Raw genomic sequence first — 22,758 nt, 5'->3', positions numbered from 1 at the left:
TAGAATTTAAAACGTCAGTTCCGCCTCCAGCAGCGCCAGAATGCTTTCGGCATCGGTAGCGGCAAACAACGACTGGCGGAACTGCTTGTTCACCAGCTTACGCGCAAGCTGCGAGAAGACCTTCACGTGGTTAATGCCTTCATCGGCGCCCAGCGTCAGCATGATCACCAGTTCAACGTCGCCCATCTCGGACTGCCAGTCTATCGGCTGAGCAAGCCGGGCAATACTGATACTGGAATGGTTGATCCACTGGGATTTAGTATGTGGGATAGCAACCCCGAAACCTACGGCGGTATTGACTATCTCTTCACGCTGCCAGACATCTTCCTCCAGCTCAAACGGGTGATCGGTGCGTCCATTTACCCCAAGATTGCCACATAAGAACTGGATCGCCTGCTCTTTGTTGGTAAGGGGCTCACCAACAAAAATATTCTCCAGCGCCAGTAGCGGCCGCACCTCTTTCTGTGGCGCAAATTGGTTCAGCAGATCTTCAATCTCCTGAGCGCTGCGACACTCGCAGGCCTGCATAGCGAGTTCGCGACACGCCTGGCAGTCCAGTTGACGAAGCTGGCTTTTTACTGCCGGAATCCGTGGGCTGCTCATACTTAGTTCGTCAAGCCCTAAGCCCAACAGCAGCGGCAAGTAACGTCCTTCGCCGCCCAGTTCTCCGCAAATGCCCACCCATTTACCACGTTCGTGCGCCACGCGAACAATCTGCTGCAACATCCGCAAGAACGAGGGCGTAATCGGGTTATACAGTGGCGACACGCGAGGATTATTGCGATCGACAGCGTACAGATACTGGGTCATGTCATTGGAACCAATGCTGAAGAAATCCACCTCGTCGCAGAAGTGGTCGATGATGTAACACACCGAAGGTACTTCAACCATAATGCCCAATGAAATTGTCGGAGCATGACGTAAACCCTCCGCTTTCAGCTCCACCAGCGCTTTTTGCAATTCGCTTTTTACCCATAAAATCTGGTCGAGGCTATGCACCATCGGGATCATCAATTGCGCATTACCGAAGGTTGCAGCGCGTAAAATGGCGCGCAACTGCGTGCGAAACAGCCCGGCAAACTCGGGATAAATCCGCACCGCGCGATAGCCCAGGAATGGGTTCTCTTCTTGCGGAATATTGAGATAGCGGATGTTCTTATCGCCACCAATATCCATCGTGCGAAAGATAACCGGCTTGTCGCCCGCAGCCAACAACACCTGCTGGTAGGCCTCAAACTGTTCCTGCTCGTCAGGAGCGTTGTCGCGATCCATAAACAGCATTTCTGTGCGAAACAACCCAATCCCTTCCGCGCCATTGGCAAACGCCCCCGGCGCTTCCAGCGCGGTGCCAATATTCGCTACGACGTCAATTCGTTGATTATCTTTGGTTAACGCGGGCTGGGCGGCGTCAAGCGCTTGCCGACGCTGGCATTCGTCGGCCAGCTTCTGCGCAATCGCGTAGTAGCCGCGAACCGCCTCGTCTGGATTAATGGCCAGGACTCCACATCGGGCATCCAGGACTGCGGGTTGCCCGGCATAGCGGCTAATCGCTGCCAGCGGCAAGCCGCTAAGCACCGGAATCGCCGACGCCCGAGCGAGGATCAGCGTATGCGAGGTGCGCCCTGTTTTCTCAAGGATCATGCCTGACAGATGCTGCAAATCGAGACTCAAAAACTGACTGGGCGTCAGATCTTCAGCCACCAGAATCGTTGGCTTTTCCAGCACCAGCGCATGGCGCGGCCGCTTTTCAGGCCACGTAATATGTAGCAATTGTTCGCTGATATCACGGATGTCGCTGACGCGTTCACGCAGGTAATCGCTGCCGGAAGCCGACAGCTTGTCGCATACTTGCTCCATATTGGTAATAATCGCCGCCCCCAGCCCCAGATGCTGCTCCAGCATTAAGCGGCGAATATTCCCGGCAAACTCGTCGTCCTGAATCAGAGACAGATGCGCGCTGAGAATGGTTTTACTCTCACCATCGCGCTCACGCAGTTGCTGATTGAGCAGTTCCGCCAGCGTTGCCAGACTGTGCTCCAGCCTGGCGTTGTCTTCCGCACTCGCCGCAATCGCGCGATAGCTCTCCAGATTATCACTCTGCCACAGCGTGAGCTGACCTGCCCCCACGCCGCCTGCCAGCACAGTGCCATACAGCAAATCCGGGTTGAGCCGAATCAGCGAACGCGGCAACGGATGCGCCGCCAGTTCCGCCGCCCCTGGCTGAACGCTGTCGCTGTCGATAAACCGCTGCTGAATGTACTCCTCCAGCACCCGCCTGGCCTGCTCTTCATCCTGACCGGTGATGGTTAAGCTACAGCTGTCATTAAACAGCGTCCCGGTGCCAATCAGCGCCAGCGAGCTTTTCGCATCCGCTTTGGCGTTTTGACGATGGTTGAAAAACATCACCTCACTTTGCCACTGGCTGCACTGCTCTTTCAGCTCCCATGCTGGACGCGCATGCAGTCCATTGGGTAACGGGCAAAGAAATTGAATCGTTAGCATAACAACTCCTGATTAGCGCGAAATCAGCACCTGAAGTCCGTCAGATGAGCCACGGTTTCGCACGTAAGATGTGAAATAAGCGCCGACAACAACTGCTGCGTCTGGATGATGTCACGACAGTCGGCAATTGATGCCGCACAGTGCCCATACCGCGTGGCTGGCCCCATAACAACCGTCGGGATCCCCGTTCCGCTGACGTGTACGGCCCCGCCGTCTGTGCCGCCATTACTGAACATATCGAGCTGTAACGGGATGCCCGCATCAGTGGCTACACTTTCAATCCATGCCGTCAGCTTTGGCGACGCAATCAGCGATTTATCGCTCAGCACCAGCATCGGGCCTTTGCCGAGCTGTCGGTGGTTGGCCGCGCCATAATCAAAATTTTTCGCCCAGCAGGCTGTATCCAGCACGATCGCCACATCGGGCGCAACCGCACGCGCTGCCGTTTGCCCTCCGCGCAGTCCCACTTCTTCACTGGAACTGGCCACCAGCCACACCTCACAAGGAAGGATGGCGTTATGCCATTCGCGCAGCAGCGCTACCAGCAAATAACATCCAAGTCGGTCATCAAAGGCTTTGCCCATGACGCGTTGGTGCGGCAAAACCTGAAAAGTCGTGTCAAAGGTAACGCGATCGCCTGGACACACGCCGGCCTGAAGTACTTCGTCATAAGACCGCGCGCCAATATCCACCCGCAGCGCATTCACTTCATTGCCACTGCGATCTCCGTCGAGCAGCCCCGGGATTTTGCTCTCTTCGCGGGTGGTAATCCGCACTGGCTGCAACTGTCTGGCCGCCATACGCACATTTCCCACCGGCAAGACATCGATCGCCCCTTCCTTGGAAATACTGCGCACAATAAATCCCACTTCATCCATATGCGCGCAGATCATTACCTTCGGACCGGTTGATTCATTCAGGCGGATCAACACCGATCCCAACCCATCGAAGCGCACTTCTTTGTGCAGACGATCTGCTTCTTCGAGCAAGATCTGTCGCACCTCCTGTTCTGAGGAGGCGATCGCATCAGCCTCGCTCAGCGCCTTCAGTAGCGATAAGTCCATCACGCCTCTCCCGTGTGTAACAATGTTTTCGCCATGGTGTAGAGCACCTCGCCGCCGTCTGGCGTAACCAGCACCACGTCCTCGATACGCACTCCGCCCTGCCCCAGCAGATAAATACCTGGTTCAACGGTGAGCAGCATTCCCGCCGCCAGAGGCGTCTCATCGGTAGGGGAAAAACGTGGGTTCTCATGGACTTCAATGCCGATAGCGTGTCCGGTATTGTGACCAAACGCATTACCATAGCCCGCCTGTGTAATAACTTGCCTGGCTGCGGCGTCCACCTCATTGCAACGCGCGCCAGGTCGAATTGCCGCTACCGCCGCCAGTTGCGCTTCCAGGACAACCTGATAAATCGAAAATAGCGCACTGTCTTCTGCTGGTTGCTTGGCGTCAGGTATGCGAAACGTTCGCGTCATATCCGAACAATACCCCTGATACTGTGCGCCAAAATCCAGCGTAATGAATTCACCTGCTGCAACCCGTTTATCGCTGGCTTTACCATGCGGCAGCGCGCCGCGCCAGCCGCTGGCGACAATGGTGTCAAAAGAAGCTTTGTCTGCGCCAAGCGTGCGCATAAACCACTCCAGTTCGGCGGCAATCTCGCGCTCACTCAGACCGGGTTGAATAAACCGCCGTATATGTTCAGCGCTGAGGTCGGCAATCCGACAGGCTTCACGGATACAGGCTATTTCCTGGGCCGTTTTCACCTGCCGAAGCACGTCCGGCACGGCGCTGACCAGCCGTCCATGCAGTTTGCCTGCCCAGGCCTGTGCCGTTTCCCAGCTTACCTGCTCGCCTTCGAACCCCACCGTCTGCAGCTTCTCGTCAGCAATGATGTGATTCACCCGCGAATACAACGTCTGTGTGCCATCGAGGAGATGGATCTGGTAGCCCTGGGTACGCATAGCGACATCAGTGTAATAACGGGCATCGACCAGGATATGCGCGCTGTTATGGCTGATAAACACATACCCTGAACTGCTGGAGATCCCCATATGCGGCTGTTTATTCTGCCGCGATGACAGCAGCATCGCATCGAGATGTTGCGCCGTTAACCAGTCACGCAGCGAGGCAAGTAAGCTCATGGTTACAATCCTTTTGCTCAGAGGCTTTCAATCAGCAATTTGCCTTTGCGGTACATCAGATGGCGCAGGAACACCACCATCAGCGCCGTAATCACCGCACCTAACAGGATCCCTGCCATATAGACACCGAGATTGGTCACCAGCGGCCATGCCCAGATAGCCGACTCAGGGAACCATTGCACCGCACCCAGCCAGACGGCAGCCGTCGATCCGACAATGGCGCCAACCATGTAAGAGGGAATTGCCGTGATGGGGCTTTCCAGCGCAAACGGGATAGCCCCTTCGCTGATGCCCATAAATGCGAGGAACATTGCCGTTTTTCCCTGCGGGTAGAGCTGGGCGCTGAACAGACGTTTCCCCGTTAAGCGACGGTCAAGCAGTGTTGCCAGCCCGAGGCCAATCGGCGGAATCACAATCGCAATAGAGCGCGCGGTGACCGGCAGAACGTGATCGGTGGTAAAGCTGAAGGCGACAAATCCAGCGGCTTTATTAATCGGCCCGCCGAGGTCAATCGCTGTGGCCGCGGAAATCCCCATCGCATACATCAGCGTCCCTTTCTCTCCTGCTGCGGTCAGCAGAGTACGAATTCCACCGTTGATCCAGCCGCCAAACGGCGTGATTACGTAATACATCGCCAGCATGACGAAAATGGCGGAGAGAATGGGTAGCAAAAAGGTGGTTTTGAACGCCAGCAGGAAATCAGGGAGCTGGATTTTTTGGTTCATCCACTTCACCAGATACCCGGCAACGATCGAGATAATGAGCGCGCCAATAAAGGTGGAAGGCACGGGAGCACTGGTTACCCATTGCAGCGTCGATGGGTCAAAATTCAGCATCTGGGTAGGCTGAGTAGACATCAGCCCACCGATGAACCCCGCCGGAAACGCCAGTTTGCCGCCAATCGAATTGGCAACGAACGCGGCAAACATCGGAATAGCAAAACCAAACAGCACGCCGCCAAAAGATTGCGACAACCAGGCAAACTTCAGTAATGAGAGATTAAAACCGGTAAATTTTCCGCTGTTCAACGCATCCATGATGCCCGTGTCAGCAGGAATATCGAGCCAGCTATAAGCGATCAGTTGCGAGAAGGCGAGAATTACCCCGCCCATAATCAATGTCGGCACCATGCGTGAAATACCCGACATCACATGTTGCGGAAGTTCGCCCCAGAAGCTGTTGCGGGAGGCCGGTGGATTTTTTATTGCCGCTGTCGCACCAGATGCGCCTGGCACAACGGTTGCACTGCGTTTTTTAATGGCCATACGTAGTTCCCTGTCGATGATTATTGTTGTTCAGCGGCAACCATCTCTTCGATCTCTTTAATGATGCCGGCCGCATTTTTTATCGCGTCCTGTAGCGTAATTTCGTAGACGTCACGCGACTCGAAACGCTCGTTATCTTCCGGGGTAACGGCAACTGAATGGATGATTAACGTCGCCTCAGCGATATCCTGCGCCGTCAGTCGATTTTGAATTCCGTCAGCGCCCTGAGTTTCGATTTTCACTTCATAACCGGCTTCAACCGCCGCTTCTTCCAGCGCCTGCGCCGCCATAAAGGTGTGAGCCAGCCCCATTGGGCACGCACAAACAGCAATCAATTTTTTGCTCATATTCATTTCCTCGTAATAGTTAACGAGAGAAATTATGGTCCGAGGCAAGTAGCGACCGTTATCAGACAAATAATGCTTTTACTGGACATATAATCCAGCAATCAGGAAGTGTGACGAAGGTCGGAAAGCTGGGCGGCAGGCATAAAAAAACCGCGTCAGAAGCGTAATGCTTGTCAGTTAATCATTATGGAGAACATGTGATTGCGACTCAGGGTTCCGTTCACTTCAGCTTTTCACTTTTCTGAAGCACAGGTACCCGTGAACGTGCAAGGGAGGCTCACCGCCGCCTCCCTTGCAACCCAGGCTCCCGGCGGGAAAATCGTCGCTGCGCGAGTTATTCGTCTTATGCCGTCTGCCTGTCGGGTCGGGGCCGAGCCTGCGTCCCTGCAGGCCATCCCCTCTGCCCGCATCCCTGCGGGCAGACCCGATCAGCCGCCAACGACTCATCGATTTTCAGCCGGACCGGAGTCATCGCTTCAACGCTCTGACTTCCAGTTAAATCTGTTTTGCTGTTTAAACAAAAAACGCAAATGGTCAGGTGTGGGCTGGTCCGGCTGAAAATTGCCGACGTGTTTCCGTAAGGCTGGGAGAGCCAGCATGGATGCTGGCTCAGGGCGCGCTTTGCAAGGACGCTACCTCGCGCCCGGCCCGGTAGCCTGGAGGAATAAGCGGAGGGAACCACGAAGTGGCAATTTTCCCGCCGGGAGCCGGGATTGTTAAGGGTACGGCGATAGTACCCTTAACACGTTCACTGGGAGTAATCGTTTCAGAGAAGTGAAAAACATAAGGTGAACGTAACAAATACCGGGGGCAACAAATTCATTACCTCCGGATATGCCGCTCTTAGCTATAGTTACGACGATTGCTCGTCGTTAACTGATCGTCATTACGTCAGAAGCGCGGTTTAGTGGGAATACAGGCCGGATGATTGCTAAATACCATCCGACATTGGCCTTACAAAATATGCCCCAGCGTCTGGCGCAGATGTGCGCCAGAACCAAGCAGGCCCGGATTATCATGCACAATCAGATACACCGGAATATCCTGAACGTAGGCTTTAAAACGTCCTTTATCTTCAAACCCACCGCGGAAACCGGAAGCTTTAAAGAATTCAAGGAAGCGCGGCACGATCCCGCCAGCGATGTACACGCCGCCAAACGTGCCCAGCGTTAACGCCAGATCGCCGCCAAAGCGGCCCATGATCACACAGAACAGCGACAGCGCGCGGCGGCAGTCGATACAGGAATCTTCCAGCGCACGGGCGGTGATATCCTTCGGCTGCAGATTTTCCGGCAGGCGGCCGTCTGATTTGACGATGGCGCGATACAGGTTCACCAGTCCGGGTCCTGAGAGCACACGCTCAGCAGAAACATGACCGATTTCCGCCCGCAGAACCTCAAGGATAATCCCCTCTTCTTCGCTGTTAGGCGCAAAATCCACGTGCCCGCCTTCACCCGGCAGACTTACCCAGCGTTTATCAACATGCACCAGATGCGCCACGCCGAGGCCAGTTCCCGCGCCATACACCGCAATCGGTTTGCCTTCGACAGGTTCCGCGCCGCCAAACTGGATCAAATGCTCTTTTTTCAGCATGGGGATTGCCATCGACACGGCGGTGAAATCATTGATGATTTCCAGATGGCTAAAGCCCAGATTTTTTTTCATCTCAGCAATAGAGAATGCCCAGGTATGGTTGGTCATTGCCACCCAGTCGCCGGTGATCGGACAGGCAATGGCAATGCAACCATCTTCGACGCTGACGCTATGCTCATCCAGGTACACGCGCACCACAGCCTCCAGACTGGGGTAATCCAGCCCGGAATAGGTTTTTGCCTGCGAAATCTCGCCACTGGCAATGTCGCACAGAGCAAGACGTGCGTTGGTGCCGCCAACATCACCTACTAAAGCATATTTTGTCATTCTTCCACTGCTCCGCTAAAGTCAGAATAAATCTTTGCCACACTGTAAATTCATGGGGGCATAACAACAACGGCCTGAAGGCTGATGCCCGTAGAAAATCGATCCAGATCACACAATTACTTTATCGTTTCAGCACCATTTGCAGCGATGCGGTCGCGCAGGCTGTGCAAACTATATCTATGACTCTGTTTAAAGGAATTGAAAATGCTCCATCCGCGAGCCAGAACGATGCTCTTGCTATCAACTCCCGCGATAATCATTGGCATAGCGTCCAGCCTGGTGTTGATCGTTGTGATGAAAGTCGCTTCCGTTTTACAGCAATTTTTATGGGAGCGTCTGCCGATTAGCATCGGAATTGCCCAGGACTCTCCGCTGTGGATCATCGGTATGCTCACGTTAACCGGGCTGATGGTCGGGCTTGTCATCCGCTACAGCCGGGGCCACGCTGGCCCGGATCCGGCTTGTGAACCGTTAATCGGAATGCCGGTGGCCGTTTCGGCGCTGCCAGGCCTGCTGGCGGCGCTAATCCTCGGTCTGGCGGGCGGCGTCAGTTTAGGGCCGGAACATCCCATCATGACCGTGAATATCGCCCTCGCAGTGGCGCTTGGCAGCCGCCTCTTTCCGCGCATTGCTAAGCTGGACTGGACCATTCTCGCCTCTGCCGGCACCATCGGGGCGTTATTTGGTACTCCCGTGGCCGCCGCGTTGGTGTTTTCGCAAACGCTGAATAGCTCGAACGATGTTCCTTTATGGGATCGCCTGTTTGCGCCGTTAATGGCCGCCGCCGCAGGTTCACTGACCACCAGCCTGTTCTTTCATCCCCATTTTTCACTGCCCATCGCGCACTATACGCAAATGCATCTGATCGATATCCTCAGCGGTGCGGTCGTTGCTGCTATCGCCATTGCCGCGGGCATGGTGGCCGTCTGGTGTCTACCGCGCTTGCATCATTTAATACATCGGCTTAAACACCCGGTACTGATCCTTGGGGTTGGCGGATTTATTCTCGGTATTTTGGGTGTAATTGGCGGACCGCTTACCTTATTTAAGGGACTGGATGAAATGCAGCAAATGGCGTTTAGCCAGACGCAGGGGACAACGGATTATTTGCTGCTTGCCGTGATCAAACTGGCGGCATTGGTGGTCGCAGCAGCGAGCGGTTTTCGCGGCGGGCGAATTTTTCCGGCGGTCTTCGTGGGCGTCGCGCTGGGTCTGATGCTGCACGCCCATGTTGAAGCCGTTCCGGCAGCCATCACGGTCTCCTGCGCGATTCTCGGGCTGGTGCTGGTCGTTACCCGCGACGCGTGGTTGAGCCTGTTTATGGCGGCAGTCGTGGTGCCAGACACCACTCTGCTGCCGCTGCTTTGCGTCGTTATGCTCCCCGCCTGGCTTTTATTGGCCGGAAAACCAATGATGATCGCCAGCCGTCCCGAGGAGTAGCTATCCTCCGTTGCGAGATTCCAGCGCACGGGTCACCGTGCGCAATAACTCAGGAAGATCGGCTTTCGGTAGCACCACTTCAATTAATGACAATCGTTGCGGACGGGACAGCCGGGCCAGCACTTCCTCCAGTTGGACCGCCTGCTTCACTCGCCAGCATTCCGCCTGACATTCATGACTTAACGCCTGCGGCACCTGGGTCCAGTTCCATCCGGCGATGTCGTTATAACGCTGATTTGCCCCGTGAATAGCCCTCTCCACGGTATAGCCGTCATTGTTAAGCAGTAAAATCACCGGTGATTGCCCGTCCCTGAGCATAGAGCCCAGTTCCTGGATAGTGAGTTGCGCTGCACCATCGCCAATAATCAGGATCACCCGGCGGTCCGGGCAGGCCGTTTGCGCGCCAAATGCCGCCGGGAGCGCGTAGCCGATGGAACCCCACAGCGGTTGGACCAGGACTTCCGCACCGCTGGGTAGCGAGAGCGCTGCCGCACCAAATGCCGCCGTTCCCTGGTCGACGAGGATGATGTCATCCGGCGCCAGATAGTGTTGCACCGTTTGCCAGAAATTTTCCTGGGTCAGCAGCCCCTTCTCAACCTGGATACGCCCAACTGGCGGGCGTTCGGGCGGCAGTGAAAACGACATCTCCAGACACAACTCGCGTAACGTAGTGACGGCCTGTTCCATCGGAACGTTAAACCATTGGGTACCAACACGTGACGCATGGGGCTGAACGTCAATCGTGCGCTCCGGTGGTAACCGTTGCGTAAACCCAGCGGTCAGGGTGTCGACAAATTGTGTACCGACGCAAATAATCGTATCGGCATCTTCAATGGCCTGGCGCACATAGTCGCTACTGGCTCCGGCGCTGTACGTACCGACAAACGCCGGGTGACGCTCATCAAATAACCCTTTCCCCATCAACAGCGTGGCGTGAGCCATCGGCGTTTCCGCCATCCAACGCTGCAATACAGGCTGTAAGCCAAAACGCTGCGCGAGAAAGTCGCCCAGCAGCGCTACGCGCGGACTGTCCAATAGCCGCTCGCGGGCATAATAGCGAAACGCTTCCGCCACGCTGCTTTCCGGTTCGCTCAGAGGAATAATCAGGGCGTCATTCGGCGGCGTGGCGGGCTGTTTTGCCACATCAGCAGGCAACATCAGATAGCCCGGCCTGCGCTCAGTTAACATCGCCCGTAGCACGCGATCAATTTCATAGCAGGCGTTTTGTTCATCCAGCACTGCGCTGGCCGTCGTTACAGCCTGCTGCATACGGTAAAAATGCTGAAAGTCACCGTCGCCAAGGGTGTGATGCATCAGTTCCCCACGACGCTGCGCACCGCGACAGGGCGCGCCGACAATATGCAGAACGGGAACATATTCCGCATAGCTTCCCGCGATACCGTTGATCGCACTTAACTCTCCCACGCCAAACGTGGTGAGCAAAGCTCCCGCCCCTGCCACCCGGGCATAGCCATCCGCAGCATAAGCCGCATTTAATTCGTTCGCACACCCGACCCAACGTACGCTGGGATGTTCAATCACGTGGTCAAGAAACTGCAAATTATAATCGCCAGGCACACCAAAGAGGTGGCCGACGCCACAGCCTGCCAGCCTGTCCAGCAGATAATCAGCAACGGAATATTGGGTTTGCATGACAGCTATCCTTCTGACGGTAACCTCAATGTTGAGTATCGAAGAACTGTGATGACTGTCCAGGAGAGTTGTTGTGGAGGGGGTGGAAAGCAAGATGTACAGTTTTGACGATTAAAAATTCATTACAGTCTGCTTTGTGTAAACGTATACACTCAATGACACACGTTATCCAACAGGAGGCTACATGGTTTATCAGGCTGATGAAAATCGCTATCAAACAATGGAGTATCGCCGCTGCGGCCAGAGCGGCCTCAGGTTGCCGATTGTCTCTTTGGGTTTGTGGCATAATTTTGGTGATGCCACGCAGGTAGAGAACAGTCGGGCGCTGTTACAGCGCGCATTCGATCTGGGAATTACTCATTTTGACCTGGCGAATAACTATGGCCCGCCGCCGGGCTCAGCGGAGCGAAATTTTGGCCGCATTCTGCAGGAAGATTTTTTACCGTGGCGGGATGAGCTGATCATCTCCACCAAAGCGGGCTACACCATGTGGGAGGGGCCCTACGGCGACTGGGGATCGCGCAAGTACCTGATTGCCAGCCTCAATCAAAGCCTCAAACGCCTGGGGCTGGAGTATGTTGATATCTTCTATCATCACCGGCCCGATCCAGAAACGCCGCTCAGAGAAACCATGCGCGCGCTGGATCATATTGTCCGTCAGGGTAAAGCGCTGTACGTCGGGCTGTCCAACTATCCGGCTGAGCTTGCCAGGCAGGCGATTGAAATACTCGACGATTTAGGCACCCCCTGCCTTATCCACCAGCCTAAATATTCCCTGTTTGAACGTTGGGTCGAAAGTGGCCTGCTGTCGCTGTTACAGGAAAAGGGTGTTGGCAGTATCGCCTTCTCACCGCTTGCGGGTGGGCAATTAACCGACCGCTACCTGAACGGTATTCCTGCGGACTCGCGCGCGGCAAGCTCCAGCCGTTTTCTTAACCCGGACCAGTTAACGCCACAAAAACTGGAAAAGGTCCGTGCGCTGAACGCGCTCGCAGAACGCCGGGGACAAAAACTTTCTCAAATGGCGCTCGCGTGGGTATTACGGGAAGACAAGATCACCTCCGTGCTGATAGGCGCCAGTAAACCCGCGCAAATTGAAGACGCCGTTGTCATGCTGGCAAACCGGCATTTCTCTGCCGAAGAGTGCGCTGAGATTGATGCCATTCTGAGCTGATTGAAATAAAGACACATTTATTAACAAAAAGTGCTCTCGCTCGCGATTTAAGAGTTAAGGCGATGAAACGGGGCTTTACTGCCCCGTAATATTACGTTAACAGGCCGGCTACGGCTCGATCGTGAAGGAGAGTAAACATGTTCAGGTCACTGATTCTGGCGGCAGTCTTATTGGCTTTTACCCCGCTGGCCGCGAACGCTGGCGAAATCACCCTGCTGCCATCAATAAAATTGCAAATTGGCGATCGCGATAATTACGGTAACTACTGGGATGGCGGCCGCTGGCGCGACCGGGATTACTGGCATCATAACTATGAGTGGCGCAAAAATCGTTGGTGGCGTCATGACAACGGCTATCATCGTGGCTGGGATAAACGTAAAGCTTATGAGCGCGGCTATCGCGAAGGCTGGAATGACCGTGACGACCATCGCGGTCGCGGGCGCGGTCACAAACATCATCATTAATGTAACAAAAGAGCCTGCGGGCTCTTTTGTTTTTACAAACCCAGCGCGGTTCCCACCAGTAGCCAGATATTGAGCGCGACCACTAACACCACAATCATCCAGCCAATGTATTTGACCCAGGCGGTGTTAACCAAATCCCCCATCAATGTGCCGTTGCTGGTAAAGATCAGTAGCGGCACCAGCGCAAGGGCAATCCCGAAACTGAGCAACACCTGGCTCATCACCAGAATACGGGTCGGATCCAGCCCCATCAGAATCACAATAAATGATGGCATCATGGTGACAGTACGGCGTACCCATAATGGGATATGAAAGCGGATGAATCCCTGCATCACCACCTGCCCCGCCAGCGTGCCGACCACAGTAGAAGACAGTCCCGCAGCCACCAGGCTTAAACCAAACACCGTCGCCGCCGCATGGCTCAACAGCGGTTCAAGGGTCAGGTACGCTTGATCGAGATCGGCGATACCGGTATGCCCGCTAAAATGAAATGCGGCGGCAGCTGTCGCCATCATCGCCAGGTTCACAAATCCGGCAATCGTCATGGCGATAGCCACATCCCATTTGGTGGCCGTATAGCGCTGTTGGCGCGTTCCGCCGTGCAGATGCTGGGTTAAGGAAGAGTGCAGATAAATGACGTGCGGCATGATGGTCGCGCCAAGTACGCCTGCGGCCAGGAACACAGCCTCCGAATTGGGCAGACTGGGAATAATCATCCCCTTGCTAAGCTGCGCGAAGTTCGGTTGGGAAAAGATCAGTTCCACAATGTAAGCCGCGGCCACAAACAGCAGCAGGCCGCCAATGACTTTTTCCAGCGGCTTTTGCCCGCGGCGCTGCAGCATCAAAATTAAGAATGTCGCGATGCCGGTAAGCACGGCCCCCTGCAATAACGAAACGCCCAGGATCAGTTTGAAACCAATCGCAGCGCCAATAAACTCAGCAAGGTCGGTCGCCATGGCGATAATTTCAGCCTGCACCCAGTAAAACCACACCACCGGGCGAGGATAATGATCGCGAATTTGCTCTGCCAGGTTTTTACCGGTGGCAATACCCAGTTTTGCCGACAGCACCTGAATCAGCATCGCCATCAGGTTTGCCCAGACCACCACCCACAGCAATTTATAACCAAAGCTGGCCCCTGCCTGGATATTGGTGGCAAAGTTACCTGGATCGATATAACCGATCGCCGCGATGAACGCAGGTCCCATTAATGCGAGCTTCAACTTGCGCGCTGCCCGTCCACTGCTACTCTCAACGCGATCGTTCGTCATTTTAGTGCCCCAGAAACATAGCCTTTGCTATGTTTCAAGCTACGCCCATTGAGAATGATTATCAAATTCATTTTAATGGGTGAAGTTGATTTCTCTGATAGTGATTGTCTATGGATCGATAAAGATTCTGGAAATACCGGTGAGATGTTTAATTATTGTTATTAGATTAGCACAATGACATAACTTTTCACTTCCCTACTCAACATAACAGAAGTGTATCGCCGATCACTAATTTTGAATCTCGTCACAGGTCCTTATTATAGTGTGTGTTTGATCTCGTTTTCTTTATGGTTGTTACATAGAATGTGCACGAAAACTAAACCTGCCTCATATTTGGAGCAAATATGGACCGCGTTCTTCATTTTGTCCTGGCCCTTGCCGTGGTTGCGGTACTCGCACTGCTGGTAAGCAGTGACCGTAAAAAAATCCGCATTCGTTATGTTATTCAACTGCTTGTTATTGAAGTGTTACTGGCATGGTTCTTCCTGAACTCTGATGTCGGTCTGGGCTTCGTGAGAGGCTTCTCCGAGATGTTTGAGAAACTGCTCGGATTCGCTAATGAAGGGACAAACTTTGTCTTCGGCAGCATGAACGACAAAGGCCTGGCATTCTTCTTCCTGAAAGTGCTTTGCCCGATCGTCTTCATTTCCGCGCTGATCGGTATTTTGCAGCATATCCGCGTTCTGCCAATTGTCATCCGCGCGATTGGTTTCCTGTTATCTAAAGTCAACGGTATGGGTAAGCTGGAATCCTTTAACGCCGTCAGCTCCCTGATCCTGGGTCAGTCCGAGAACTTTATCGCCTATAAAGATATTCTCGGCAAAATGTCCCGCAACCGTATGTACACCATGGCTGCAACAGCGATGTCGACGGTTTCCATGTCTATCGTCGGCGCGTATATGACCATGCTGGAGCCGAAGTACGTGGTTGCTGCGCTGGTTCTGAACATGTTCAGCACCTTTATCGTCTTGTCGCTGATCAACCCCTACACCGTTGATGCCAGCGAAGAAAACATTCAGATGTCTAACCTGCACGAAGGCCAGAGCTTCTTCGAAATGCTGGGTGAATACATCCTGGCAGGTTTCAAAGTGGCAATTATCGTTGCAGCCATGCTGATTGGTTTCATCGCGCTGATCGCCGCCCTGAACGCCCTGTTCGCTACCGTGACCGGTTGGTTTGGCTACAGCATCTCCTTCCAGGGCATCCTGGGCTACATCTTCTACCCGGTTGCATGGGTAATGGGTGTACCGTCCAGCGAAGCGTTGCAGGTGGGCAGTATCATGGCAACCAAACTGGTTTCTAACGAATTCGTCGCGATGATGGATTTGCAGAAAATCGCCTCTACGCTCTCTCCACGCGCTGAAGGCATCATCTCTGTGTTCCTGGTCTCCTTCGCTAACTTCTCTTCCATCGGGATTATCGCCGGCGCGATTAAAGGCCTGAACGAAGAACAAGGTAACGTGGTTTCCCGCTTTGGTCTGAAGCTGGTGTACGGCTCTACGCTGGTGAGCGTACTGTCTGCATCCATCGCAGCACTGGTGCTGTAAGCCTAAGACAACATTGTCGTGTTAAGACCGGGGAGGTTTTTCTCCCCGGTTTTTTTATGCGTGTTATTCAGCAAACCAAAGAAATATAAGGTGAGAACTGGCAGGATGTAAAAACAAAAAACCCCCGCTTTTCAGCGAGGGTTTAAATTTTGGTGGAGCTAAGCGGGATCGAACCGCTGACCTCTTGCATGCCATGCAAGCGCTCTCCCAGCTGAGCTATAGCCCCACGATGCTTTTACGTACAGACCAAATTTATTGGGATTAAATTTGGTGGAGCTAAGCGGGATCGAACCGCTGACCTCTTGCATGCCATGCAAGCGCTCTCCCAGCTGAGCTATAGCCCCGTCACGTAAAGCTTGTCGAGTTGACGGGCGGCATCATATGAATTCCCTTCGCGTGTGTCAACGGCAAAATTAACTCATAGAATTCAATCGCTGAAAAAGCAGTCAAATGAAGAACATTGCGTAACAACTCGCATTCAGTAGTTAAACGCGTCACGGTTTCTACTAAAATGGTGCTATAAAATGAGCCACTAATTAACCCCACGACTACTCAGGGAATCGTTATGTTCAAGGAACGGATGACGCCAGAAGAGCTTGCTAATCTGACCGGATACAGCCGACAGACCATCAATAAATGGGTGCGCAAGGAAGGTTGGGCTACATCACCAAAACCAGGCGTTCAGGGCGGTAAAGCCCGTCTGGTTCACGTCACCGAACAAGTTCGTGAATACATTCGCAGCGCTGAACGTTCAGCCGAAGGTTTATCAGATAACTTATCGTTATCCGGTGATACTTCGATTGAGGCGCTGCTGATTAGACTCGCCAAAGAGATGACGCCGTCAGAACAGAAAATGTTTACGTCATTGATCCTGCGTGAAGGCATTACGGGTTTATTACAACGCTTAGGGATCCGCGAAAACAAATAATATGAAAAAATTACGCAGCAAAATGACGACCGAAGAGCTGGCGGAATGTCTCGGGGTAGCCAAACAAACCGTCAATCGTTGGATCAGAGAGCAAAACTGGACCACCGAAAAATTTCCCGGCGTTAAAGGTGGTCGTGCAAGACTTATTCATATTGACTCCGGTGTCCGCACGTTTCTGCTCAACGTTCCCGCTTTTCGCAAAGCTCCTGAGTTTTATCAGGCTGAAGAACCGCTGGCAGAATACACCCATGTAGTGCGCAGCCATGCCTGTCGCCAGATAATCAGCGCACTGGACAATATGTCGCCAACGGAACAAGAAAAGCTGGCGATGTATATCTCGCGCGAAGGGATTCGTAATTTCCTTATCCGTCTGGGCATTGATGAGTCTGAATAACAGGTAAAAAAACGGCAGGAGCGCATCCTGCCGTTGTGTCAACAATCAGCCAGAATTACTGCTGACTTTCACGCTCTGCAATAAATGCCAGTGCTTTGTTAATACGCTCAACGCTGCGGGATTTGCCAATCGCATGCACCGTGACGTCTAACGCCGGGGACTGACCCGCGCCGGTTACCGCGACGCGCAGCGGCATCCCAACTTTACCCATACCCACTTCCAGCTCATCAGCGGTTGCCTGAATCGCGTGGTGGACGTTTTCTGCCGTCCATTCGGTAATGGCGGCCAGTTTGTCGCGAACCACTTCCAGCGGCTGACGCGCAACCGGACGCAGGTGTTTCTTCGCCGCGTCAGCGTCGAACTCAGCAAAGTCTTCATAGAAGTAGCGGCAGCTCTGCGCCATCTCTTTCAGCGTCTTGCAACGCTCGCCCAGCAGTTTCACCAGCTCAGACAGTTGAGGCCCAACGCGAGTATCGATATTTTCCTGCTCAATGTGCCACTGCAGATGCGTTGCCACATATTCCGGTGCCAGCGCATTAATGTAGTGATGGTTCAGCCACTGCAATTTTTCAGTGTTGAACGCGCTCGCAGATTTGCTCACCGCACCGAGGGAGAACAGTTTAATCATCTCTTCACGGGTGAAGATTTCCTGATCGCCGCTGGACCAGCCCAGGCGCACCAGATAGTTCAGCAGCGCTTCCGGCAGATAGCCGTCATCGCGGTATTGCATCACGCTGACCGCACCGTGACGTTTAGAGAGTTTTTTACCGTCGTCGCCGTTGATCATCGACACGTGCGCGTAAACCGGCACCGGCGCATTCAGCGCTTTCAGGATATTGATCTGACGCGGGGTGTTGTTGATATGGTCTTCGCCACGAATAACGTGAGTGATTTCCATATCCCAGTCATCGACAACCACGCAGAAGTTGTAGGTTGGGGAGCCGTCGGTACGGCGGATGATCAGATCGTCCAGCTCCTGGTTGCTGAATTCGATCGGCCCACGGATCTGATCGTCAAAAATAACGGAACCGTCCTGCGGGTTGGCAAAACGCACCACGCACGGTTCATCGGCGGCATGGTGCTCATGACCGTGGCGGCAGCGGCCGTCGTAACGCGGCTTCTCACCGTTCGCCATCTGCTCTTCGCGCAGCGCATCCAGACGCTCTTTGGAGCAGTAGCACTTATATGCGGTGCCTGCTTCCAGCATTTCATCAATAACAGCGTTGTAGCGATCAAAACGTTTGGTCTGGAAGTACGGGCCTTCATCCCATTCCAGATTCAGCCAGTTCATACCATCCATAATGGCTTCAATAGCTTCCGGCGTGGAGCGTTCGAGATCGGTGTCTTCAATACGCAGCACAAACTCACCGCCATGGTTACGAGCAAAAAGCCAGGAATAAAGAGCAGTGCGCGCACCGCCGACGTGCAGGTAACCTGTCGGGCTTGGCGCGAAGCGAGTTTTGATTTTCATGAAATGGCCTTACGTTTATAAAGATGCCGACAACCGGCAAATCCAGGGAAGATTATCAGGCTCGTATTCTATCACTGTGGTCTGATTCCTCAATGTTGATCGGGTTGGAACATCACGCTTTGCCATTTTCGTATACAAATCATGCTGAATGGATTGTTTTGCGATCGTTTTGTTTAAATTTACGACGAACGAACAATTTCTTTTGAAAATGCGTTGACTCATTTTCAACTCTCCCTATAATGCGACTCCACACAGCGGGGGTGATTAGCTCAGCTGGGAGAGCACCTCCCTTACAAGGAGGGGGTCGGCGGTTCGAACCCGTCATCACCCACCAACTACTTTATGTAGTCTCCGCCGTGTAAAACAAGAAATTGAGAAGTGGGTGATTAGCTCAGCTGGGAGAGCACCTCCCTTACAAGGAGGGGGTCGGCGGTTCGATCCCGTCATCACCCACCACTTTCTCGCCAGCTGGATTTCTTGTTAAAATATGAAGTACCGAAGTGGGTGATTAGCTCAGCTGGGAGAGCACCTCCCTTACAAGGAGGGGGTCGGCGGTTCGATCCCGTCATCACCCACCACTTCGGGTCGTTAGCTCAGTTGGTAGAGCAGTTGACTTTTAATCAATTGGTCGCAGGTTCGAATCCTGCACGACCCACCAATGTAAAAAGGCGCCCTAAAGGCGCCTTTTTGCTATGCGCAAAATTCAACGATTCGAACCTGCAGCAGGTTCGGGTCGAACGTAGTGAGACAACGGAGCCGTTTACGGCGACGGCCCGAAGGGCGAGCGAAGCAAGTCATCCTGCACGACCCACCAATGTAAAAAGGGCGCTGGCGGCGCCTTTTTGCTATCTGCGATATGAAAGTTTCGAATCTGCTTACCTGATGCGCTGCGCTTATCAGGCCTACAGACAACACCACACGCGTAGGCCGGATAAGACGTTAGTCGCCATCCGGCGCAGACATCATACCATCAACGCCGCCACCAGTTTCTCCAGCGCGGGCGTTGCCTGCTGCTGGTCATACACAATATACAAATCCGCCGGAATACGTTCCTCTAACGGACGGAACACCACACCCGGCCAGCTCATTTGCGCATAACTGTCTGCAATCAACGTAATTCCAACTCCCATACTGATCATCGCCAACACCGTTTGCGGCTCCTTCACCTCGCGAATAATCATTGGTGAAAATCCGGCGCTTAGGCAAACGCGCTGTAAAAATGCCCAGTCGGTATGAATGGACGGCATTGTGACAAAATATTCGTTCCGCAACGCTTCCAATGGTATCGCGGCAAGTTCTGCCAGGGGATGCTCTTCTGGCATCGCCACCAGGAAAGAGGATTCATGCAAACGCAGGCTGGTAAATCCAGGCGAAGGTTCTGTCGCCATCCGCCAAATTCCCGCATCCAGCTCACGTCGCTCCAGCATCGTCATCTGCATGGCAGGCATATTCTCGCGAAACAGCACCTCAACGTTAGGGTTATCTTTTAAGAAACGCCGCATCACTGGACGCATTTTTCCCCACATCGCCGTACCGATAACACCCAGCTCAATCCGCCCTGCGTCGCCGCGACCAATTTGCTCTACCCTCGCCAGCGCCTGATTCGCACTGGATAGCAATCGGCGCGACTCTTCCATCAAAATTTTTCCGGCATGTGTTAAGGCTACACTGCGGGAATGTCGGATAAACAGCAAAGTGCCGAGTTGTTGTTCCAGCTCTTTAATATGCGTACTGAGCGGCGGTTGCGACATATTCAGGCGAGCAGCAGCGCGTCCAAAATGCAGTTCTTCTGCGACAGCAAGAAAATAACGCAGTAACTTCAGATCGATACGGTGCGTGCGTTCCATGGATAATGCGCTCCTGAGGACAAAGGATAATGCGCAAAGTTACCACATCGCAGCACAGAACATGAAACAGCGGGTAGCAGGCCCCGCCGTTAATGTGCCAGTGATTTCTGCACCCGTCGTTCAGGGTCATGTTTATATTTGAAGAACAACGCAAAGATAACCGCAAGCGCTAACGCATACGCGGCAAAGACTAACCAGATAGTCTGCCAGTCCTTAACGCCATCGACAGAGAAGTAATCTACCGCCATCCCGCTCAGGATTGAGCCAACCCAAGCGCCCACGCCATTGACCATCGTCATAAACAGCCCCTGCGCACTGGCGCGAATGTTAGAACTCACTTCCTGCTCTACAAACACCGATCCTGAAATATTGAAGAAATCAAACGCGCAACCATAGACAATCATCGACATCAGCAGCATCACAAAGCCGACCGGGGACGGATCGCCAAAGGCAAAAAAACCAAAGCGCAGCGTCCACGCCAGCATGCTCATCAGCATTACCGTTTTAATACCAAAGCGTTTGAGGAAGAACGGGATAGTCAGGATAAAGCCCACTTCCGCCATCTGTGAAACTGAAAGCAAGATAGAGGGATACTTAACCACAAAACTGTCGGCAAACTCAGGATTACGAGCAAAATCATGCAGGAACGGATTGCCAAAGACATTAGTAATTTGCAGTACCGCCCCCAACATCATCGCAAACAAAAAGAAGATTGCCATACGTGGATTTTTAAACAAGACAAAAGCATCCAGCCCAAGCTTGCTGGCAAGCGTTGTGTTCGCTTTCTTCTCGGCAACCGGAATTTTCGGCAACGTAAGCGCATACAGAGCCAGCAGCAACGATGCGCCAGAAGCGATAAACAGTTGCGCACTGCTCAGTTCCAGTCCCATCAGACTCACCGTCCACATGGCCACAATAAACCCTATAGTGCCAAACACGCGAATGGGTGGGAAAGCGGTGACCGGGTCCTGACCCGATTGCGCCAGACACGAGTAGGAAACACTGTTCGATAACGCAATCGTCGGCATATATGCCATCGCGTTAACCAACATCACCCAGAACATGGTCTGCGGATCGGTAACGGTAGTGGCATATAGCAACACACCCGCGCAGACAAGATGGCAAAGCATGTAGGCGCGTTCGGCGCGTAGCCATTTATCGGCAATGATCCCCATTATGCCCGGCATGATAATCGCTGCCAGCCCTTTCGAACTGTAGACCATACCCACATTCGCGCCGGTAAAATCCAGGGTATTAATCATGTAAGAACCCAGGGTAACCAGCCAGCTCCCCCAGATGAAATATTGCAAAAACGACATGAGCTTTAAGCGAGATGCGATACCCATTTTTCCGTTCCTTGCCAAAAAAGTAAGACCCCGCAAGCGGGGTCAATTTTTAATTATTCAGGCCAGTTTGCGCAAAAAGCCGCAGATTAGATTGATAAAGTTCTGCCGGGAGAGTTCCGCTGCCGCCAGCGTCTGCGCGTGAGATAATTTCACATCGCCCAAACCTTCCGCCAGGTTAGTGATCGCTGCGACCGCAACCACTTTCAGACCGCAATGGCGGGCAGAGATAACTTCAGGCACCACCGACATCCCCACGACATCGCCACCAATGATTTGCATCATGCGAATTTCTGCCGCGGTTTCAAAGTTTGGTCCCGGATAAGAGACAAATACGCCTTCGCTCAGCGGGAAACCTTCTTCTGCGGCAACGGTTTGCAGGATTGCACGATAGTCAGCATCATAGGCATTCGCCAGCGAAAAGAATCGCTCGCCAAAACGCTCATCGTTAAGTCCCACCATCGGTGTACCTGGCATCGTATTGATGTGATCGCTAAGCGCAACCAGACTACCCGGCCCAACTTCAGGGCGGAGGGAGCCTGCGGCGTTGGTACAAAATAACAGTTCACAGCCCAGCAGCTTCAGTGTGCGAATGGCATCGGTCATCACCGTCATACCGCGCCCTTCATAGAAATGTCCACGCCCTTTCATACAGGCCACCGGAATACCTGCCAGATTTCCCAACACCAGTTCACCGGCATGACCGTGAACGGTGCTCACCGGGAACCCGGGAAGTTTCTCGTAAGAAATGGCCACCGCATCCTCAATTTGATCCGCCAACGCGCCCAGGCCTGAGCCAAGAATAAAAGCGACGCGTGGAGTGAAATCCGGCTTATAGCCACGAATAATATCGGCGCTGTACCAGGGATTTTGCGAGAAAAGAGAGTGGCTCATGAGATATCCTTAATACTGAGTAATCGAAAATAACGTCGCGTACCACACTGTTATAGCGGGACTACGCAATCGATTACCAATACCGTTTATCCCGACAAGCGATAGTAAATCGGTATCGATGAGGTACGCTAAACTGGATTGAATTCACA

The 22,758-nt window shown here is 53.4% G+C and carries 18 protein-coding genes, 6 tRNA genes and 1 other RNA gene; 11 read left to right on the top strand and 14 right to left on the bottom strand.

The features are described 5' to 3' along the window. Positions 1-6 precede the first annotated feature (6 nt). From ptsP to glk, 6 genes are all read right to left on the bottom strand, one after another. Complete coding sequence (gene ptsP, locus ICA20_RS07420; protein ID WP_038642427.1) at positions 7-2,502, bottom strand: phosphoenolpyruvate--protein phosphotransferase; 2,496 nt, start codon at positions 2,500-2,502, stop codon at positions 7-9. A 23-nt stretch (positions 2,503-2,525) separates the two neighbouring features. After that, positions 2,526-3,566, bottom strand: coding sequence for an aminopeptidase (ypdE, locus tag ICA20_RS07415; protein WP_038642429.1), 1,041 nt, complete (start codon positions 3,564-3,566; stop codon positions 2,526-2,528). Then, positions 3,566-4,651 carry an aminopeptidase gene (ypdF, locus tag ICA20_RS07410; RefSeq protein WP_038642431.1) on the bottom strand — a complete coding sequence of 362 codons (1,086 nt, stop codon included), beginning with the start codon at positions 4,649-4,651 and terminating at the stop codon, positions 3,566-3,568. Before ypdF ends, ypdE begins: the two co-directional genes overlap by 1 nt. Positions 4,652-4,668: 17 nt before the next feature. After that, positions 4,669-5,916 carry a PTS fructose transporter subunit IIC gene (locus ICA20_RS07405; RefSeq protein ID WP_038642433.1) on the bottom strand — a complete coding sequence of 416 codons (1,248 nt, stop codon included), beginning with the start codon at positions 5,914-5,916 and terminating at the stop codon, positions 4,669-4,671. Positions 5,917-5,936: 20 nt separating this feature from the next. Beyond that, entirely contained in the window at positions 5,937-6,263 is a 327-nt protein-coding gene (locus tag ICA20_RS07400) for a fructose PTS transporter subunit IIB (protein ID WP_003028254.1), read from the bottom strand. A gap of 954 nt (positions 6,264-7,217) precedes the next feature. Continuing rightward, complete coding sequence (gene glk, locus ICA20_RS07395; RefSeq protein ID WP_038642435.1) at positions 7,218-8,183, bottom strand: glucokinase; 966 nt, start codon at positions 8,181-8,183, stop codon at positions 7,218-7,220. Positions 8,184-8,387: 204 nt separating this feature from the next. Between glk and ICA20_RS07390 the strand changes: the two genes are divergently transcribed. Beyond that, positions 8,388-9,623 (top strand): ion channel protein, encoded by a 1,236-nt coding sequence (locus ICA20_RS07390; protein WP_038642437.1) that lies wholly within the window; start codon positions 8,388-8,390, stop codon positions 9,621-9,623. On the opposite strand, the gene ICA20_RS07385 is transcribed toward ICA20_RS07390, so the two are convergent. After that, complete coding sequence (locus tag ICA20_RS07385) at positions 9,624-11,276, bottom strand: thiamine pyrophosphate-binding protein (protein ID WP_038642439.1); 1,653 nt, start codon at positions 11,274-11,276, stop codon at positions 9,624-9,626. It abuts the gene before it with no gap. 184 nt (positions 11,277-11,460) lie between these two features. On the opposite strand from ICA20_RS07385, the gene mgrA reads away from it, so the two are divergent. Beyond that, entirely contained in the window at positions 11,461-12,450 is a 990-nt protein-coding gene (gene mgrA, locus ICA20_RS07380) for an L-glyceraldehyde 3-phosphate reductase (RefSeq protein WP_038642441.1), read from the top strand. 137 nt (positions 12,451-12,587) lie between these two features. Further along, on the top strand, positions 12,588-12,914 hold the full coding sequence (gene ypeC / locus ICA20_RS07375; protein ID WP_003834889.1) for a DUF2502 domain-containing protein YpeC: 327 nt from the start codon (positions 12,588-12,590) through the stop codon (positions 12,912-12,914). A 32-nt stretch (positions 12,915-12,946) separates the two neighbouring features. On the opposite strand, the gene ICA20_RS07370 is transcribed toward ypeC, so the two are convergent. Next, the gene (locus ICA20_RS07370) at positions 12,947-14,185 is read right to left on the bottom strand and encodes an Nramp family divalent metal transporter (protein ID WP_038642443.1); all 1,239 of its coding nucleotides are present in this window, start codon (positions 14,183-14,185) and stop codon (positions 12,947-12,949) included. A 344-nt stretch (positions 14,186-14,529) separates the two neighbouring features. On the opposite strand from ICA20_RS07370, the gene nupC reads away from it, so the two are divergent. Beyond that, complete coding sequence (nupC, locus tag ICA20_RS07365) at positions 14,530-15,732, top strand: nucleoside permease NupC (protein WP_038642445.1); 1,203 nt, start codon at positions 14,530-14,532, stop codon at positions 15,730-15,732. 150 nt (positions 15,733-15,882) lie between these two features. Here the strand turns inward: nupC and ICA20_RS07360 are convergent. Continuing rightward, positions 15,883-15,958 (bottom strand) — tRNA-Ala (locus ICA20_RS07360). A 42-nt stretch (positions 15,959-16,000) separates the two neighbouring features. Next, positions 16,001-16,076, bottom strand: a tRNA-Ala gene (locus ICA20_RS07355). 221 nt (positions 16,077-16,297) lie between these two features. Between ICA20_RS07355 and ICA20_RS07350 the strand changes: the two genes are divergently transcribed. Further along, a complete protein-coding gene (locus ICA20_RS07350; RefSeq protein WP_006683575.1) occupies positions 16,298-16,660 on the top strand; it encodes a YfeC-like transcriptional regulator in 363 nt (120 codons plus the stop codon). Between the two features lies 1 nt (position 16,661). Next, on the top strand, positions 16,662-17,054 hold the full coding sequence (locus ICA20_RS07345) for a YfeC-like transcriptional regulator (protein ID WP_038642449.1): 393 nt from the start codon (positions 16,662-16,664) through the stop codon (positions 17,052-17,054). A gap of 55 nt (positions 17,055-17,109) precedes the next feature. Here ICA20_RS07345 and gltX read toward each other — a convergent pair whose 3' ends face one another. After that, on the bottom strand, positions 17,110-18,525 hold the full coding sequence (gene gltX, locus ICA20_RS07340) for a glutamate--tRNA ligase (protein ID WP_038642458.1): 1,416 nt from the start codon (positions 18,523-18,525) through the stop codon (positions 17,110-17,112). A 258-nt stretch (positions 18,526-18,783) separates the two neighbouring features. Here gltX and ICA20_RS07335 point away from each other — a divergent pair. From ICA20_RS07335 to ICA20_RS07315, 5 genes are all read left to right on the top strand, one after another. Next, a tRNA-Val gene (locus ICA20_RS07335) sits at positions 18,784-18,859 on the top strand. A 46-nt stretch (positions 18,860-18,905) separates the two neighbouring features. After that, positions 18,906-18,981: transfer RNA gene (locus ICA20_RS07330), tRNA-Val, on the top strand. Positions 18,982-19,027: 46 nt separating this feature from the next. Further along, positions 19,028-19,103, top strand: a tRNA-Val gene (locus tag ICA20_RS07325). A gap of 4 nt (positions 19,104-19,107) precedes the next feature. After that, positions 19,108-19,183: transfer RNA gene (locus ICA20_RS07320), tRNA-Lys, on the top strand. A gap of 22 nt (positions 19,184-19,205) precedes the next feature. Next, positions 19,206-19,339: non-coding RNA, RtT sRNA (locus ICA20_RS07315), on the top strand. Between the two features lie 148 nt (positions 19,340-19,487). Here the strand turns inward: ICA20_RS07315 and ICA20_RS07310 are convergent. From ICA20_RS07310 to xapA, 3 genes are all read right to left on the bottom strand, one after another. After that, positions 19,488-20,372, bottom strand: coding sequence for a LysR family transcriptional regulator (locus ICA20_RS07310; protein ID WP_038642460.1), 885 nt, complete (start codon positions 20,370-20,372; stop codon positions 19,488-19,490). A gap of 89 nt (positions 20,373-20,461) precedes the next feature. After that, positions 20,462-21,718, bottom strand: coding sequence for a nucleoside permease (locus ICA20_RS07305; RefSeq protein WP_038642462.1), 1,257 nt, complete (start codon positions 21,716-21,718; stop codon positions 20,462-20,464). Positions 21,719-21,775: 57 nt separating this feature from the next. Then, a complete protein-coding gene (xapA, locus tag ICA20_RS07300; protein ID WP_038642464.1) occupies positions 21,776-22,609 on the bottom strand; it encodes a xanthosine phosphorylase in 834 nt (277 codons plus the stop codon). Positions 22,610-22,758 lie beyond the last annotated feature (149 nt).

Source organism: Citrobacter sp. C5_2 (assembly GCF_014596845.2).
GTDB lineage: Bacteria > Pseudomonadota > Gammaproteobacteria > Enterobacterales > Enterobacteriaceae > Citrobacter > Citrobacter werkmanii.
Note: the sequence above shows the minus strand (reverse complement) of the source record. Positions and strands in the feature narration are given on the sequence as shown.

Coding starts and splice junctions, on each gene's coding strand:
- ptsP (WP_038642427.1), bottom strand. CDS start 2,502: ATGCTAACGATTCAATTTCTTTGCCCGTTACCCAATGGACTGCATGCG.
- ypdE (WP_038642429.1), bottom strand. CDS start 3,566: ATGGACTTATCGCTACTGAAGGCGCTGAGCGAGGCTGATGCGATCGCC.
- ypdF (WP_038642431.1), bottom strand. CDS start 4,651: ATGAGCTTACTTGCCTCGCTGCGTGACTGGTTAACGGCGCAACATCTC.
- ICA20_RS07405 (WP_038642433.1), bottom strand. CDS start 5,916: ATGGCCATTAAAAAACGCAGTGCAACCGTTGTGCCAGGCGCATCTGGT.
- ICA20_RS07400 (WP_003028254.1), bottom strand. CDS start 6,263: ATGAGCAAAAAATTGATTGCTGTTTGTGCGTGCCCAATGGGGCTGGCT.
- glk (WP_038642435.1), bottom strand. CDS start 8,183: ATGACAAAATATGCTTTAGTAGGTGATGTTGGCGGCACCAACGCACGT.
- ICA20_RS07390 (WP_038642437.1), top strand. CDS start 8,388: ATGCTCCATCCGCGAGCCAGAACGATGCTCTTGCTATCAACTCCCGCG.
- ICA20_RS07385 (WP_038642439.1), bottom strand. CDS start 11,276: ATGCAAACCCAATATTCCGTTGCTGATTATCTGCTGGACAGGCTGGCA.
- mgrA (WP_038642441.1), top strand. CDS start 11,461: ATGGTTTATCAGGCTGATGAAAATCGCTATCAAACAATGGAGTATCGC.
- ypeC (WP_003834889.1), top strand. CDS start 12,588: ATGTTCAGGTCACTGATTCTGGCGGCAGTCTTATTGGCTTTTACCCCG.
- ICA20_RS07370 (WP_038642443.1), bottom strand. CDS start 14,185: ATGACGAACGATCGCGTTGAGAGTAGCAGTGGACGGGCAGCGCGCAAG.
- nupC (WP_038642445.1), top strand. CDS start 14,530: ATGGACCGCGTTCTTCATTTTGTCCTGGCCCTTGCCGTGGTTGCGGTA.
- ICA20_RS07350 (WP_006683575.1), top strand. CDS start 16,298: ATGTTCAAGGAACGGATGACGCCAGAAGAGCTTGCTAATCTGACCGGA.
- ICA20_RS07345 (WP_038642449.1), top strand. CDS start 16,662: ATGAAAAAATTACGCAGCAAAATGACGACCGAAGAGCTGGCGGAATGT.
- gltX (WP_038642458.1), bottom strand. CDS start 18,525: ATGAAAATCAAAACTCGCTTCGCGCCAAGCCCGACAGGTTACCTGCAC.
- ICA20_RS07310 (WP_038642460.1), bottom strand. CDS start 20,372: ATGGAACGCACGCACCGTATCGATCTGAAGTTACTGCGTTATTTTCTT.
- ICA20_RS07305 (WP_038642462.1), bottom strand. CDS start 21,718: ATGGGTATCGCATCTCGCTTAAAGCTCATGTCGTTTTTGCAATATTTC.
- xapA (WP_038642464.1), bottom strand. CDS start 22,609: ATGAGCCACTCTCTTTTCTCGCAAAATCCCTGGTACAGCGCCGATATT.